Below are 15,609 nucleotides of genomic sequence, written 5' to 3' on the forward strand. Positions count from 1 at the left end.
GCCGTCCGACGCTCGCCGCAAGGCACGGGGCAGCCGGCGTGTAGCGGATGAATCTCATCATTACATGATAACCGCCATCCCCAGCAATGCGGCGACAACGGTCGTAGCGATGATTGCCGAGCGGATCGTGAAGCGGCGACCGAGGCGAAGTACGCCGACGCCAGCGAGGGCGAAGATGATTGCTGCGAACCAACTTGGAAAGTAAAAGCCGCGTGCGCGCCTCCCAAAGAACTCAGTTCGAGGTCGGTGGGGCGTTGCGAACGTGTCTACATTCTTGCGTACGACGGACCTGAACTCCCACGAGCGGCGGTATCCATTTGACCCAGCAAAAGACACTTCAATTAGACCATCGCTCGATTCGACGATGACCACCCTTCGCTCCGTACCAAACTCGCTAAACTGTGGAGAAAGCAAAGCGTGGGAGTGCGTCATGCTCCATCCCCACAACGCCAAACAAGCAACGCTCGCTGCGAAGCAAACGGTCGCCAGAGCGCAGCGGACATACTTGGCCATATGGGGCAGTGTAGCAAAAGCCCAATGAGTCGCAGGGTAAGCTAAAGCGTCAGCGGCATGGCCAGCAACGCGGCGACGACGGCGAAGGCGATTAGCGCCGAGCGAATCGAGAACTGGCGACGAAAGCGGCCGGCCGTTCGCCTTCGCGGGTCCGTGGGAGTCATGGGGCGCGGGCGACGATCGGGTCGAAAGCTGCACGCTCCTAACGACCGTGCCGAACGAAGAAGTTCGCGGCGTCGGTCACCACCGCATGACCGTCATCCTGCAGCGCGAACCCGAGTACGCTCGCTGGCTCAATCCGGAGATCAACACGCTTGCGGCGCTTGAAAGACTGTTGAAGCCGCTGGCAGACGGGTCGCTGGCGGTAGCGCCGAAAGGCTAACTCACACTAGGTCGTCCCTAGCGTACCGTTATGCAAATCCGTAGCGGCACGCGGTCAGCGGCGTATCTCATTTTCCACCGCTCGAAAGTGACCTCGCCATGCCTCGTACTCCAAGGTATAACGCCTCGAACTTTGAGGTTAGGGGCAGCGATACCCACTCGTAGGAGACCAAGATGGCTGAACGCAAAAGCAATCCGGCATTCCTTAACGGCGTGCCAGAAATGCTTATTCTTCAGTTACTCTCGCGGCACGCCATGCACGGCTATGAAATCGTGCAAGCAATCAAAGCTGGCTCGAATGATGAACTTGAGTTTGGCGAGGGGTGTATCTATCCGATCCTGCATCGACTCGAATCCGAAGGGCTGCTGACGGCCACAAAGGAATTGGCGTCGGGAAGGACGCGAGTGGTCTATCGGTGCACCAGGCGCGGCAAAGCACGCCTTGCCAAATCGATCAGCAACTGGCGGCGAATTGCTGACGCGGTGAATTTGTCGCTGGAAGGAGGCGGCCATGTCCGTTCAGCGCTGGCTTGAAGAAGTCCGTACTGGATGCAGGCGACGACGCCTTCCAAGTGCCTACGTGGAACGGCTCGTGGGCGAATTATCCGATCATTTAACCGATCTCATGGAGGATACGATGAGCATGGAAGCTTTCGAACGCCCCTCGACTTTACTCGGCTCGGCCAGCGAAATTGTGGCAGCGGCGTCTAGCGAATATCGGCGACGGCGGTTCTCCGGGCGACATCCGTGGCTGGCTTTTGTCATCGCTCCGACCTTATCTCTCCCAATTCTGTGGGCCGGCAGCCTCTCGCTGCTCATCTTCGGGGCCAAAGCATTGGGCTTCGCCAGCGAAAGTCCGACGGCGACTGCCGAGACCTCGCATTGGGCCACTCAGATGCTCCCTTTCGCCGTATTTGGGACTCTCATACTGCCGATCGTTGTCGCCGCGGTCGCGTTCTGTCTACTGGCCGTCAAGACAGCAGTCTCGCGGCGATGGATGCTGGCCTGCTGCCTCATCTTGGCAATCGTCGGGGGCGCTGCGAATTCCAGTGTCTCACTCCCGTCTCCAGGGACCAAGGGCTCGGTAGCGTTTGGCTTCGGCGTGAGTCTGCCGCCGAGTCCCCAGCAAATCGCACAATTCCTGCTGCCGCTGCTGATTGGTTGCTGGATGCTTCACGTTGGTCAAGGGACGGTAGCTTCCGAATCGGGTATTCGATCGGCTCCGTAAACGGCCGACGCGTCGCCAAGCCGTTTCGGACCGCCGCGTCAGCTCCGACGCTGACCACTTCCGGGGAATTCGACGGCGGGTCCAACTTTGCGTAGACAAATCCTGCTGCGTCGGGCGTCAGCTTCACGGTGAGAACGTTGAAATCGACCATCAGCGGCGTCACCGACATGTTGTAGTACGACGGCTCATCGTCCCACATCCACTCCGGCCCCTTCAGGCGAGGCGCGTAACTCGAATTATCGACCACCACTTCGCCGACGGTCTGGCGAACGCCGAGCTCGCTGACGACGCGTTTGGCGAGCTCATGCAAGTCGTTGCTGGTAAGCATCGCCGCCGCCGTTGAGTCTAGATTGCCGCGGAAAAACACACGTGCTCCATTGTATCTGGTCGACCCGCCGCCAGCTAAGCTATAGGCGGCGCCGCGATCTCCAACAGTTCACCCTCCGGCGGAACAAAATCGGTGGCCGAGAACGCAACAGATAAGCCCCGCGCTCTCGACGTCACGGCCGTGAGCCGGCGGATCATCGCCAATGTTGAGCAAGTCATCGTCGGCAAACGGCAACAGATCGTGCAGACGCTCGTCGCGTGGTTCTGCGAAGGGCACGTGCTGCTCGAAGACGTCCCCGGCGTGGCCAAGACGATCATGGCCCGGGCGTTCGCCTGCACGGTCGGCTGCACGTTCAAGCGGATCCAATGCACGCCCGACCTGCTGCCGACCGACGTGACCGGCGGGTCGATCTTCAATCAAAAGGCGAGCGAGTTTGAGTTTCGCCCTGGCCCGATCTTTGCGCAAGTGGTGCTGGCCGATGAAATCAATCGGGCGACGCCGCGGACGCAGGCCGCGCTGCTGGAGGCGATGGCCGAGAGTTCCGTCACGATCGACGGCGAGACGCACCGCCTGCGCCCGCCGTTCTTGATCATTGCGACGCAGAACCCGGTCGATCACGAGGGGACGTTTCCGCTGCCGGAGGCGCAGCTCGATCGGTTTCTGATCAAGCTTTCGCTCGGCTACCCGTCGCTCGATGATGAAGTGCAGATGCTCGATATGCTGAAGCGCGAGCATCCCCTTGAGAAACTTCAGCCGGTGATCAGCGCCGAGCAACTTGTCGCGTGCCAACGCGCCGTGCGAACGGTGAACGTCGATCCGAAGATTCGCCGGTATATCACAGAGATCGTGCATGCCACGCGAGCGCACCACGACATCCGCCTCGGCGGCAGCCCTCGGGCTTCGATTGCGTTGTACCGGAGTGCACAGGCAGTGGCGGCGATTCGGGGCAGAAACTACGTCGAACCGGACGACGTGAAGCAGATCGTGCCGGCGGTGCTGGGGCACCGGATCATCCTGCAACCGGAAAGTCGGCTGCAGAATGTGACCGTGTCGGAACTGTTGACGGAGGTTCTGGACGAGACGAAGGCGCCGCTGCTGGAAGCGCCTGTCAAATGAATACGAGATCTTTTTCCACAGAGGCGCAGTGAGTATGGAGAGGAGAATGATGGACGTTGAGGCTTGAAACTAATCCTCTGTGATCTCCGTGCCTCTTCGCTAAATCTTCTTTTTCAATGTAGGAATCCTGGCTCATGCGGTGGCTGGTCGGCGCTGCGATGCTGCTCGTCGTCGCGATGGCGCTCGACCTGGGGTTGCTCGCCTATGCGATGTACGCCCTGGTCGGCGTGATCGTGCTGAGCCGCAAGCTTGCCGACGTCTGGTCTCGCGAACTGTCGGCGACCCGCGAGATGAGCCGAGACCAGGTGAAGATCGGCGAAAGTGTCGCCGTGGTCACCGTGCTGGAGAACAAGAGTTGGCTCCCGGTGCCGTGGCTGCTGCTCGAAGATTTGCTGCCGCGACGAGCTGTCATTTTTGACCCGCCGAATCTGAAAGTTACTGGCCGACGGTTGCAGTTAGTTTCCTTTCCTGGGCGCGCTCGCAAGACGGTCCTTTACCAACTAACGTGCAACCGGCGCGGTTATTATCAGATCGGTCCGCTCGTCGCCGAAACGGGCGACGTCTTCGGGCTCTATCGCCGCTATCGCGTGCTGACGGAGCCGCACTTTTTGCTGGCGCTGCCCGAGGTCATTCCGCTCGCGGGGTTCGACGTCGCCTCGCGACGCCCGCTCGGCGAAGTGCGGATGACGCACCGGCTATTTGAAGACCCCACGCGCATTGCCGGCGTACGAGGCTATCAGGCGGGCGATCCGCTCAATCGGATCCACTGGGGCGCCACGGCCCGCACGGCGACGTTGCAAAGCAAGATCTATGAACCCTCGACCATCGCCGGCGTGACGATTTTGCTCGACTTTCATGAGCAGTCGTACGATCCGAAGCACGAACCGGTCCGCTCGGAGCTGGCCGTGACCGCTGCGGCCTCGATCGCCGCCGCCGTGTGCGAGATGGGGCAGCAAGTAGGGCTCGCGACCAACGGGCGCGACGCGGCGGATCGAATTCGGACGGAAGGGTGGCGTCACGAACAACTGTCCAGCCGCAAGCTCGCCCAAGGGTCGGGAATGCGCGAGCGGAGCGACCGGCTGCGTCCCGTCGCGGTTCCCACCGGTCACAGCAACACCCAGTTGCAGCAGATTTTGCGCACTCTGGCACGGGTGGAGAAAACCGATGGGCTCAGTTTCGCGCAGCTGGTCGTGGAAGTCTCAAGTCGATTGCCGCGGAGCGCGACGGTGATCGCCATGCTATCGAACGTGACTCCTGCGAGCGCGATCGCGCTCGGCTCGCTGCGCCGGCGCGGATACGCGGTTACGGCGATTGTCAACGCGTTTGAAGAGTTTGATTACGCGCGGATGGCAGGACCGTTGATGGCGGAGCAGGTCGACGTGCGGCAGCTGCGCGATCGGGCCGCGATTCCGCAGGTTTGCTTGAAATGTTTATTGAGGTAACGGTTCGTTAAAGTTGAAAATGGCCCGTCTCCGCATGACCAACGCCGATTACGTCGCCATCGCCGTGAGCCCGGCGCTCGTGATGGCGCTGGTCGGCAGTTTGGTCTTCTTCCTGATCGAGGTCCTTTACGTCGGCGATTACACGGTAAGGCTTAATTACGTCTTCGCCCTCTTCGTCTTCGCGACGGTGTTGATCGCGCGGATTGCGATCGAAATGGGTTCGGAACGGGCGGCGATGTTCAGTCTGCCGCTGGGGCTGCTAATGTTCCTCGCCCTCGGGCGCTTCGTCGAGCATGCCGGGGCATTCGGTTGGTTGCTCAATATAGGTTTGCTGACTGGAGTCTGGTGGTCGTCGCACAAACTGACGTGGGACTGTACTGTCATCGACGACAATCAGGATTCGTCGGGCGAGGGTCTGCTTGGGCGCGTCGGCCTCGATCCGCTGGAAGGCCCCGAATCCGGTTCAAAGGCAGCGAAGTCGATCCAGCCGTCCGGCCCATCAGCGACCGGGAATGAACTTTTCAACGACCCCGCCGAAGGCGCATCGCCGCAAACGAACCTCTGGCAACGACTCGTGAGCGCCAACCCGGGCCCGCACACGCCCGGCCTTTGGGTGCTCTACTTTTCGCTGGCCGCATTGCCCCTCTTCGGCATCGGGCAACACTGGATCCCAGTGCGCGACGTTGGCCGGCGGCGCTATGCCTTCGGCCTACTCGCCGTGTATGTCGCCGCGGGACTCTCGCTGCTGGTGACGACGAGCTTTCTCGGCTTACGTCGCTACCTGCGGCAGCGCAACGTCGAGATGCCGGCGCCGATGGCGGCTACATGGTTGACGCTGGGCGGCATGCTGATCCTACTCGTGATGTTCGTCGCTGCGTTGCTGCCGCGCCCCGCCGCGGAGTATGCCGTGGCCCAACCGCCATGGCGCGTCGGCTCTCCAGGTGATAACTCGGCCAACCGCCTGAGCGCCGGTAACGAAGGAACGGTCGATCCCGACGCTGACCAGCGCGTCACCAGCGATAACCAAGCCGACGCACCGCACACGGGGGACGCTACCGCCGAGGCGACTAGCGAGCAATCGACCGCCGGCGACCAAGCGGGCGAAGGCGAGCCAAAAGGCGAGGGACAGAGCGATTCGCCGTCTGGTGAGTCGAATATTTCCGAACCGTCGAGCAACGCCCCATCGCCTAACGACACCTCGCCGCGCGATGAGGGAGATCGGCCGGTCGACGAAAATGCAGAGCACGGGGAAGCGTCGCAGTCAGAGGATCAGCATGAGCGTGAATCGTCGTACGACAAGACAGAAGAGAGGGGACCTTCGGAAAGATCGCCGCCCGGCGACTCACAGTCGACTGAGGAGGCGCAAACCGCCAGCAAGGCGTCGCCTCCGCAGTCGCCATTGCCCGACGTTTCAGCCATGATGGCGACGCTGACCAGTTCGATTGGTGCGCTCGTCAAGCTCGTGTGCTACGCACTGTTAGCGCTGGCCGTCTGTTACTTCGCATGGCGCAACTGGCCAGCCATCGTGCGGGCGTTCTTCGAGATTGTGCGAATGATTCGAGACCTCGTCGCGCGCCTGTTTGGCTCAGCGCCGAAGGCGACCGAAGCAGTCGACGCGGGACAAACCGCCCCTTCTCCGACGCCGCGTCGCACGTTCGCTGAATTCACCGATCCCTTCGTCAGCGGCCGTGATAAGAAGGCTTCGCCGGTCGAACTAGTCCGCTATACCTTCGAGGCATTCGAAGCGTGGTCGGGCGATCGAGGGCGAGTGCGCACTCCCGATCAGACGCCGCAGGAATTCCTCCGCGTCGCCGCGCCGCCGCAATCGCCGCTGCACGAGGAAGCGCGACGGATGGTGCGACTCTACAGCGAAGCTGCCTATGCGTCGGCCAACGTCCCGCGCGAAACAGCGGCGACGCTCAGGCAGCTTTGGCATTTGATGCAATCGGTGAGATAGTCGGCGACCGCAAACGGCGTCGGTAGCGCCTGAGTTTTCGCCCGTCCTGAAGTTTCGGTTTGCGGCGGTTCACGCGATGCGGACAGATCAATTCCACCCCTCGCTCGGCCAAGCGCTTTCGCAGCGGGTCGCTGTCGGCCGCCCTGTCGTAGATCAAGCGCGCGACCTTCCGCGGCGAACGACGACGATCTCGACGCGGCACGTTCAACTCGATCCGGAACACACGACGCGCAATGGTCGTTTGCGAGAGAAGCGGCCTTGTGCGCTTAGCGAGTTTGCCAATCCCCTCGGTTAACGCTCGTGGGCGTACAGCATAGCGGGATTTCGTGACGCTATCGACCGACACGGTCGTCTATTCCACCTTCGCCGTAAACTGTGTAAATCTCTATTGGAAGTGAGTTGCAGACTATTCTTCCACGTTATTTAACGCAGATTGCCATCGCCGCTAATTTCAAACTAAGGGCGATAGGCGCAGTGAGAGCTTGCCCCAGTTGTTCTACCTGCACCGCGCCCGAACCCTTCGCGGCCAGTATTCGGCGACCGACACGAGCAGCGGTGACGATTATCTCGCGTAAGCAGTCCGGACATTCTGTCCGGGGCCACTTGAACGTGTCGTCGTCGGCATTTCCGGTCGGTCGTTCAGATCGACCTGGCATTTCCGCCGCAGCGCCTCCTGCTTCCCGCCGGTAGCGGTAGTCGTCGGCTCGCCAAATCGCTCGGCGTCGATCGAGGTGAGGGAAATGACCGCCGTCCTCGCCCCAGCGTCGTGCGCGCGTCGCAGAAAGATAGCCTGTCGCGCCGCGCGAGTGGCGACGTCGGCATAGCCTGCCGCCGTCAGAACAACGGCAAGTGGTAGTCGCCTACGGCAAGCTTCTCCGCAAGGAAGCGCTTTCCCGGCCCGAGCGGGCGGCGCTCGTCCGGTTTGAAAAGGTCAAAGAGGAACGACTGCGCTGGCAGTACTACCGTTCGATTCCCAAGAAGCACTGGCGGAAGATGTCGGGACGCCAAGCGAAAACGATTCTCGAGCAAGCCTCCCGATACGGTCTGCCGCTGGACGGTCCGACCATCGACCTGCCGAAAGTCGTTCGGGCGCTGCACGACTTCCTGGCGGCCAACGCGTACAAGTTGTCCAGAGGCGACGATCCGCTACTGACAACGGCGCAGACGAGCCCAGCCCTGGAGCGATATCGGGAAGAGCGTGCCTTGCTGGCTCAATTGGACCGAATGGAACGGCAGCAAGAACTGGTGCCGCTCGAGGAAATTCGATTCTGCCTCGACGGGATGGCCCATCACATATGCAAAGCGTGCGAAACCCTCGAGCGGAAATATGGCAATGAGGTCGCGGAAGTTGTTCGCGATGCGATTCGAAACTTTGAAGCCGCCGCCGAGGAGATGTTCGGCGAAGTTCGGCCACTTTCGGACGACGATGAATCAACCACCGCGGACGAGGAACTTCCCCACAGCCAACTGTAGCGGCTTGGTTCGGCTAGCCGTAAGTCGAGTATACTTAAACAGCGCTGGAACAACTCCACCTATTTGATACGACGGACCATGGCCATCTTCCATATTACCGCGGACCGACTGGAAGAGTTGCCCATCACCACGTTCAGTGGCGCCGGCATTCGAGAACGGGACGACATGCAGCGCTTGCTGCGAGATCAAATCGAGATCATCGCGCCTGAGACGCTGGTGATTTCCGAAGAGTTCAGCGATTGGGAAGACTCGCGACGCCGCATTGACCTACTTGCCATCGATCGCGACGCCAACCTTGTCGTGATTGAACTGAAACGAACGGATGACGGCGGCCACATGGAGCTGCAGGCGATCCGCTACGCCGCGATGATTTCCGCGATGACGTTTGATCGCGGCGTCGACGTCTATGCAGCTTACTTGCGACAGCGTGGAGACGGCCGGGATGCTCGCCAGTCGTTGCTCGATTTTCTCGGCTGGGATGAAGTCGACGACGAATCGTTCGCCAGAGACATCAGATTAGTCCTGGTCGCGGCAGACTTTTCCAAGGAACTTACGACCACTGCGATTTGGCTAGGAGAGAGGGGAATCGACGTGCGCTGCGTGCGTCTCCGGCCGTACCTAGACGGAGCTCGTCTCCTGATCGACGTCCAGCAGCTTATTCCGTTGCCTGAGGCGGAAGAGTTTCAGGTTAGGCTTCGGGAGAAGGCGCAGAAAACACGTCTGGCCAAGTCGTCGCAGTTGACGGAGGCGAGGCTGTTCGAACAACTAACGGCGCAACATGGCGACGCGGCGGGCCGCGCAGCGAGAGCCCTGCTGGATTGGGTCGAGCCTCAAGTGAGTTACATCTACTGGGGAACCGGCGACAAGCGCGCGGGCGCCGTCGCCATCCGGACTGTCAACGGCGTCCGATACCACGTTGTTCGCATTGGTTACCAGGGCGGCATCGTGTTCTTGATTGATCGGCTCCATCGAAAGCCTCCTTTCGACCAACCCGAGATGCAACGTGAGTTGGTCGAGCGAATGAATGAAATTGAGGGAGTCGAGCTGTCACCGGACTTTTTGCGTTGTCGACCTCGGATCGACGTCGGCCAATTGACTGACCCGCAGCAGTTCAGTCAGATCAAGGAATTCTTGGCGTGGGTGATGAGCCATATACCTACCCCCTAAATGATGCTGTCAAACCACGCCCTAATTCCCAGCTGCCAAGAATTCCACGTGCGCGTACCGGCTATCACGACGGAGGGGCTGCCGAAGCGGCTCGTCGCGTTCGGCGTCGACGACGTCCATCTCTTGAAGCTCGACTGCAAGGGCGCCGAGTACACCATCCTCGAGTCGCTCGCCGAAAGTGTTCGCCTATCCCAAGTCGGCTGGATTCGCGGCTCGGGCGACAGCACAAGCCTCGTCTGGCCAGCATGCTTGCAGGGACGCACCTATACCACTTCGATCCCAACCCTCGCGTCAGTGCGGGCTTTTCATCAGTCAACGGCGATAGCCAACTATTAATGCCAGCGATCCCGATGGCCGAGTCACAATTGGAGCCTCCTTGCGGGGGCTGGTGCGATCAGCGACAGCGATAGTCAGGAAGTCATTCCTTCGGGGGACTACGAGATCCATTGTTTAGCATACGGGCGCGCCAAAGCAGCAACTCTCGACTGGAGAGAATCTTAAATGGGAATATTGGCGTATTCGGCAAGGGTATTCGGTGAAGATTCCCCATTGCAAAGCGTTGTTCTACCGTGGGCTCAGATTGAAGGGGGCCACAAGCACCGCGTCACGAGAATTTGGAGGTTCAACTATGGCCACGCTCGTATCCCTCGCCCGCAATGCCATGCTGTCCGTCGCTGTTGCCACCGCATTGGCGCTCGCCGCCGGCCCATCCCAGGCGTGCGACTACTATTATTACCGGACCGTGACGACCTATGTCGCCGTCCAGCCAGTAGGCTACTACGTCACCCACTACGACGACTGCGGCGATGCCTACCAAGTCCGCGTGGTGACGCATCGGACGGTCCGTGTCCCGGTAGCCCGACAGGAGAAAGTATACTGTTGATAAGCATCGGAGATCCGTCTCCGCGGCATTATCCTACGGTATGACGCTGCTGGGCAGAATCGAATTGTACCTGCCCGGCTTGTTACGTGCCGCTAGGTCGTTATGCTGGCGCCTATGTCGGAGTCGTCTAAGTCGTCGCTGAATGAGCTTACCGACGAGACGTTGGTCGAGCTCGTCCAGCGCGGCGGCGCCCCGGCGAAAGCGTCATTCCAGGCGCAAGCGGCATTTGCGAAGCTCCGCGAGCGGTACAACGAGCAAGTCGTCGCTTCTGCTGCACAGTTCGGCAAAACTGGCGCCGAAGACGTCGCCCAGGAAGCATGGATTAAAGTGTGGACTAAGATTGCCGACCATTTTGATGGCAGAAATTTTCGAGGGTGGCTCTTTAGACTTGTAAAGCACGAAGCGATAAACGCGTATCGTCTTGCTCAGCGCAAACGGGAGCAGTCAATTAGCCTAGATTTCGAGTCGAAGGGCGACGGCAGCGCATCGAGCTTGGCGATCCTCCTCGAAAGAAAAGAACCGCTGGAACTGTGCATTGCCAAGCTCCCCGAACGGCAGCAATGCATCGTGCGGGCGACGCTGCAACAGATGAAAATAGCGGCCGCTGCCGAGCATTGTGGCATCACCGCCGCGCAAGCGTCGGTCGCGAAGCATCACGCCATCAAATCACTGCGCGCCTGTACCACCAGGGAGGGCGTATGAACCTGCCCGCCCTCGAAATCCCGGAAGATGACGCGCTGCTGGCCCCCTGGCTGGAACGGCAGTTGGTCGGCATGGACTTAGGCGACCTCGCGACTCAGCTCGCGTTGTGGCAAGAAGATGCCGCGCCGCCGGACGGATCCTCGCTCGACGTAGCGATTGGCGATCGGCTGGCGACGGTCCTCGAAGCGGGTCTGTGCGGACTTTCGGTCGATGACCTACGAGGTCTACTCGCAAGGCCGGGCCTGTTATTGGAATTGCAAGCTCGCATCTTCGGCGAGGGAGGTGACTATTGGCGGGGCGTAGCGATAAGCAGCGAACATCGCGCCGCCGTGCAGCGGGTGGAGTCGGCCGTGTCTGAGAGGCTCCGCGAACGGCCAACGCTACCGCCAGTCGCGGAGCCGGTTGGCAACCTTCGCGCCCGTTGGCGGGTGCTGCCGGCGATCGCTGCGGTGCTGCTATTGGCGCTCGGCGCCTGGGCACTGCGACCGGGGCCTGTGCCGGCGCCGGGCTGGGGCTTTGACCGGCCGGGGTTGCTCACCCAGCAGATACCAGCGGACCAGTATTTGACGATGCTGTCCCAAGCGGCGAATCAGTGGTTTAACAAAAAGCCAGACTCGGCCGACTCCCTTCGCGCGCGGCTTATACAGTTTCGCGACGGCTGCGACACGCTGCTGGCCGCCCCCCACGCGCAGCTCGCCGCCGCCGACAAAGAATGGCTGCTGAAACGCTGTCGCGCATGGCGCGACGGCATCGAAATTCGCCTGGCTGAGCTGGACGCCGGCGAGTTCGATATCGCTGAAGTGCGGCGGCGGGCCGACGAACTAGTTGAGAAGGCCGTCGACGCCCTGCATCAGCGAGCTGAAAGCCTCGGGTGAAGGGGACCGACGATCCACACGTCGGCGAAGCCTCTGCCGAGTACCTAGGTCGTAGACGGCAACTCCCGCGTTTTCGGTCACCGGCCTCGCTTCGTACCCGCTAACGCGGAGCAACTTGGCCTAGACTTCGCGAATTTGCAGCGACGAAAGCGACGACTGCTCGCATTCATCGACTCCGCGTCGACACTTACCGGCGGCGGTCGCCGCCAGGACCGCCCAAGCTGCCCAACAGGGGCCAAGCGTGCCCTCCAGTTCAAATGAATTAACTTCATTGGACGACTATTGCTGCTGATCGCCCGCGATCAACGAAAGACGGGTTAGCAAGTCAGCGCTGTGCGTAATCAGGTTTCCGATCTCGACGGGCATTCACTGATCGATTTTCTTGGCAGTCTTGTAGCTCCTGCCATTCGATCTTTTCGGCCAGTGCAACGGCGCGTCGAGTCCTACGCCGACCGTTTCCCGACGTGGACCTCAATGAAGCGTCAATTGCTCAGTCCTCAGTCGGGAATCTTTCACGAAAAAGCCTAGCAAGCGCCGGATACGAAACCCGTGCCGCACCCGCCTATCGGCCGGGCAGAAGATGAAGTTGATTTTTTTTGCTAGCGGAACACGAAGATTCTCCGGCGCGATGCGTTGTCAGTGGTAGACCGTTCGACGAGCGTCGTCGCACGGCTCGAAGACTCCCACAGTTCGCGTCTATTTGGAGATTGACCCATGAGATTCCCCCTCGTCGCCGCCTCCCTAATCGTTGGCGTAGGCAGCTTCTTTCCCGCATTGGGCTCGACGGCGGAGGCCGCCGATTACGGCGCCTACGTCGTGTGCAATCCCACGAGCACAGCACTTCACTACCAAGTGAAGTGGGGCGACGGAGAGTGGAAGTCGTACTGCGTCTATCCAGGTTACGTGAAGTCGCACTACCACGAACTCGACTGCGAAGGCGCCGCCCCCAAACCTCGGGTTCGCTTCGACTACGTCGGCGGCGACGAACAAGTGACGTATCAGACGTACGCCGTCGACATGACGGCGACTGACTGCCCGTCCAATGGCAAACGATACACGTTTAAGTTTTCGCGGTGCGGAACGTATCTCGAGCTGTACCGATGAAGTACGCGGGCTGGTGCGTCCGCTGTTTTTTCCTTCCTTTCTAGTTTAGGAGACCGATTCGATGATCAAGCAACCTACCTCCCGCATCATCCGCCGCGTTGGCCTGCCAGCGCTGGCGTTATTGATGATGGCGTTCGCCAGTTCGCAGGCAGAAGCCCATGGCGGCTATAGTTCGGGCTACAGCTACTCCTACGGCTATAGCTACAGCGGACGCAACTACGGCTACAGCACGTACTACCGGTATGGGCAGCCGCGATACCAGAATCACTATCAAAACTACAACTATGGCTCGCGCGGCTACTCGCGCTGCCGATAGCGGCCAGCGTATGAGAAGGCGATGAAGCGAGCTTAGCTCGCTTCATCGCCTTCCTTCTTCTGCTTAAGCGAATGAGCATCGTCCCTCCCGTCAGGAAGGCCTCTGGGGGGAGATCTATGCACTAGCGGCAAGTCTCTGCGTAACTCCAGCCCTTCCTCCGATGCGCTACACCGTACGAATGGTCACGATCTGGATGCCAATCGCGACCGCGGCGATTGCTTTGGCTGCTTTGACGCTGCGCGACGCGTCGCCGCCCGGTCTGGACGGATATTGTCCGGTCGCCCTCGTCGAAGAATGGCGTTGGGCGCATGGTGATTCATCGATAGTGGCGACTTTCGAAGGTTGCCGCTACTGGTTCTCTAGCGACGAGGCGCTGACCCGCTTCCGGCGCGAACCGGTCCGGTACACCCCCGCGCTCGCAGGAGTCGACCCAGTGCTGTGGCTGGACGAAGGGCGGCGGGCGCCGGGAACTCGGAAGTTCGGCGTCGAGTATGCCCGTCGAATCTGGCTATTCGCCTCAGAGCAGACTTTGCATCGTTTCGTGCAGAGTCCCTCGCGCTACGTCGTTCTGGTCGCGAAGTCTCGCGGGCATTCCGCCTCGCCGTCAAAAGTAGCGGACGATGAGTGACCGTGACCGGCGGGCCTCGGAAAAATGTGGGGGGAAATTCGCGCAATAAACACCGCCCGACGCCGTTGTGGTGGGTGGGCGCCAACCAAGAACGTCACAATCGGCGCCGTCCCTAACCCTCCCGCATTTCTGGAGCCTATGATGAACAACGCCCTCCGAGCTCGCGTCAACAAAGCCGTCCAAGCCGCTCAAACGAGCCCAGCTCTCGAAATCTACGGTACGATCCGGTACGCGTGGCGAGGGATCGATCGCAAATCCGCCCAGCCGCCGGCGACGCTCGTGGCAGCGCGTCTCGCGGAGTTGATTAAACAAGCGCCACTGGCCCTGTCGCTCGACCAGCTCACCGAGCTCAGCGACCATGCGACGACCGCTGGCTTGCCGCTGTGGGCCGCGAAGGAGATCGCCGACTCGGCACAACGCTTCGGCGACTTCGCGCTGCCGCGCACCCTCAGAACCGCCGAAGGCGTCTACCGCTGCGACGTGCAGCCCCTAACGCTCCGTTACACGATGTACCTTGGCTACGTGGCGACGCCGGCCTACGCGGCGCTGGGACGCATCGACAAAGCGGTTCGGCTGTCGCGGCGGTTTCTTGATCGGCTTTGCTCGAGGACTTACGACTGCGTACTCGGTGCCGGAGGTCATTCGTACCCCAACGATGCGACCACCCGCTTGCTGACGTTTGCCGCCCCGCTCAACGGGCTCGCAGTTCATTGGCCTTCGGACGGCGGAAGCCCCGCCGCACGGCGTCAAGTCGATCTGCTGTTGCAACGGTTGATCCGCGAGTGGCCGCTCTCAGATTGCATGCTCATCCGGGCGGCGGCGCTGGGGGTCGTCACGGCCGTTCCGTCCGCAGCCCGGGTGTTTTCATCGGCCGCGTCGGTCGCATCCGAACGCCACGAGCGCGAACTTGCCGCAGCCTTTGAGTTCTTCAGCGGCCGGCCGGAATTGCTCCGCGCTAGCGGGAAGCGCCGGTTGCTGCGAAAACGGCGTCGCAGCGAGGCCCTTGTCGCTCGGTAACGTGCATCCACATGGACGTTCCGAAAAGCCGTATCTTTTTAACTCCCTCACCATCTTCAACACCCCAGCAAACTCTATGATCGCCTTTCCAACGCTTCACTCCGTCGCCTTGTTGGCAGTTCGGGCGGCGCGGATCCCTATCAAGTCGCTCGCGGCCGTCGTAGTGATCGCTGGTTTCGGCCCGGTGATCATGATCGCGTGGCTGGCGGCGGTCATCAGCGTCGACTGCCGTACGGAACGCCCCAGCTTAGCGACGGCCAAAGTGCTACGGATGGCTTTTGACGTCGGGCCGGCGTGGCGTGCGGCCGTTATTGAGCCTTCCGTAAAGTGGCGGTTCACCGGCGGCTTTTTCCATTTACCAAGCGAGCGCCTGCAAGATTGTGGTTGGTCGATGTGGTGCTAGAATGCTTGCCACTTCGCGATGGGACGGCGGTGCGCCTTTTCAATTCAGTTCATTCGAGTATCCAAGTGGAGTTTGG

17 protein-coding genes and 1 pseudogene are annotated in these 15,609 nt (G+C 60.8%); 16 read left to right on the forward strand and 2 right to left on the reverse strand.

From position 1 onward, the window contains the following. Window positions 1–554: 554 nt before the first annotated feature. The gene (locus tag I41_RS28215; protein ID WP_261342475.1) at window positions 555–677 is read right to left on the reverse strand and encodes a hypothetical protein; all 123 of its coding nucleotides are present in this window, start codon (window positions 675–677) and stop codon (window positions 555–557) included. Between the two features lie 14 nt (window positions 678–691). On the opposite strand from I41_RS28215, the pseudogene I41_RS04195 reads away from it, so the two are divergent. Both I41_RS04195 and I41_RS04200 read left to right on the forward strand, forming a co-directional pair. Then, window positions 692–895: pseudogene (locus I41_RS04195) on the forward strand (SOS response-associated peptidase family protein); the annotation flags it as partial. 173 nt (window positions 896–1,068) lie between these two features. Beyond that, entirely contained in the window at window positions 1,069–1,428 is a 360-nt protein-coding gene (locus tag I41_RS04200; protein ID WP_145431202.1) for a PadR family transcriptional regulator, read from the forward strand. Between the two features lie 479 nt (window positions 1,429–1,907). On the opposite strand, the gene I41_RS04205 is transcribed toward I41_RS04200, so the two are convergent. Next, entirely contained in the window at window positions 1,908–2,450 is a 543-nt protein-coding gene (locus I41_RS04205) for a D-alanyl-D-alanine carboxypeptidase (RefSeq protein WP_145431204.1), read from the reverse strand. A gap of 132 nt (window positions 2,451–2,582) precedes the next feature. Between I41_RS04205 and I41_RS04210 the strand changes: the two genes are divergently transcribed. The 14 genes from I41_RS04210 (at window position 2,583) to I41_RS04275 (ending at window position 15,533) form a co-directional block, all read left to right on the forward strand. After that, the gene (locus I41_RS04210) at window positions 2,583–3,566 is read left to right on the forward strand and encodes an AAA family ATPase (protein WP_246133799.1); all 984 of its coding nucleotides are present in this window, start codon (window positions 2,583–2,585) and stop codon (window positions 3,564–3,566) included. A 134-nt stretch (window positions 3,567–3,700) separates the two neighbouring features. Then, on the forward strand, window positions 3,701–5,008 hold the full coding sequence (locus tag I41_RS04215; protein WP_145431208.1) for a DUF58 domain-containing protein: 1,308 nt from the start codon (window positions 3,701–3,703) through the stop codon (window positions 5,006–5,008). Window positions 5,009–5,027: 19 nt separating this feature from the next. Next, complete coding sequence (locus I41_RS04220) at window positions 5,028–6,965, forward strand: DUF4129 domain-containing protein (RefSeq protein WP_145431209.1); 1,938 nt, start codon at window positions 5,028–5,030, stop codon at window positions 6,963–6,965. An 849-nt stretch (window positions 6,966–7,814) separates the two neighbouring features. Then, window positions 7,815–8,438, forward strand: coding sequence for a hypothetical protein (locus tag I41_RS04225; protein ID WP_145431211.1), 624 nt, complete (start codon window positions 7,815–7,817; stop codon window positions 8,436–8,438). A gap of 78 nt (window positions 8,439–8,516) precedes the next feature. Beyond that, on the forward strand, window positions 8,517–9,605 hold the full coding sequence (locus I41_RS04230; RefSeq protein WP_145431213.1) for a PDDEXK family nuclease: 1,089 nt from the start codon (window positions 8,517–8,519) through the stop codon (window positions 9,603–9,605). Beyond that, complete coding sequence (locus tag I41_RS04235) at window positions 9,606–9,941, forward strand: class I SAM-dependent methyltransferase (protein WP_145431214.1); 336 nt, start codon at window positions 9,606–9,608, stop codon at window positions 9,939–9,941. A 325-nt stretch (window positions 9,942–10,266) separates the two neighbouring features. Then, the gene (locus tag I41_RS04240; RefSeq protein ID WP_145431217.1) at window positions 10,267–10,488 is read left to right on the forward strand and encodes a hypothetical protein; all 222 of its coding nucleotides are present in this window, start codon (window positions 10,267–10,269) and stop codon (window positions 10,486–10,488) included. Between the two features lie 114 nt (window positions 10,489–10,602). Continuing rightward, window positions 10,603–11,190: an RNA polymerase sigma factor gene (locus I41_RS04245; RefSeq protein ID WP_168206677.1), complete on the forward strand. Its 588-nt coding sequence runs from the start codon at window positions 10,603–10,605 to the stop codon at window positions 11,188–11,190. Further along, complete coding sequence (locus tag I41_RS04250) at window positions 11,187–12,065, forward strand: hypothetical protein (protein WP_145431221.1); 879 nt, start codon at window positions 11,187–11,189, stop codon at window positions 12,063–12,065. Before I41_RS04245 ends, I41_RS04250 begins: the two co-directional genes overlap by 4 nt. Before the next feature lie 714 nt (window positions 12,066–12,779). Continuing rightward, a complete protein-coding gene (locus tag I41_RS04255; RefSeq protein ID WP_145431223.1) occupies window positions 12,780–13,169 on the forward strand; it encodes a hypothetical protein in 390 nt (129 codons plus the stop codon). Between the two features lie 61 nt (window positions 13,170–13,230). Continuing rightward, window positions 13,231–13,485 (forward strand): hypothetical protein, encoded by a 255-nt coding sequence (locus I41_RS04260; protein WP_145431225.1) that lies wholly within the window; start codon window positions 13,231–13,233, stop codon window positions 13,483–13,485. A 160-nt stretch (window positions 13,486–13,645) separates the two neighbouring features. Next, a complete protein-coding gene (locus I41_RS04265) occupies window positions 13,646–14,113 on the forward strand; it encodes an eL24 family ribosomal protein (RefSeq protein ID WP_145431227.1) in 468 nt (155 codons plus the stop codon). Between the two features lie 141 nt (window positions 14,114–14,254). Further along, window positions 14,255–15,130, forward strand: a complete 876-nt coding sequence (locus I41_RS04270; RefSeq protein WP_145431228.1) for a hypothetical protein — start codon at window positions 14,255–14,257, stop codon at window positions 15,128–15,130. Further along, window positions 15,117–15,533 carry a hypothetical protein gene (locus tag I41_RS04275; protein WP_145431230.1) on the forward strand — a complete coding sequence of 139 codons (417 nt, stop codon included), beginning with the start codon at window positions 15,117–15,119 and terminating at the stop codon, window positions 15,531–15,533. Before I41_RS04270 ends, I41_RS04275 begins: the two co-directional genes overlap by 14 nt. Window positions 15,534–15,609: the final 76 nt, after the last annotated feature.

Source organism: Lacipirellula limnantheis (assembly GCF_007746075.1).
In the GTDB taxonomy this organism is placed as follows: domain Bacteria; phylum Planctomycetota; class Planctomycetia; order Pirellulales; family Lacipirellulaceae; genus Lacipirellula; species Lacipirellula limnantheis.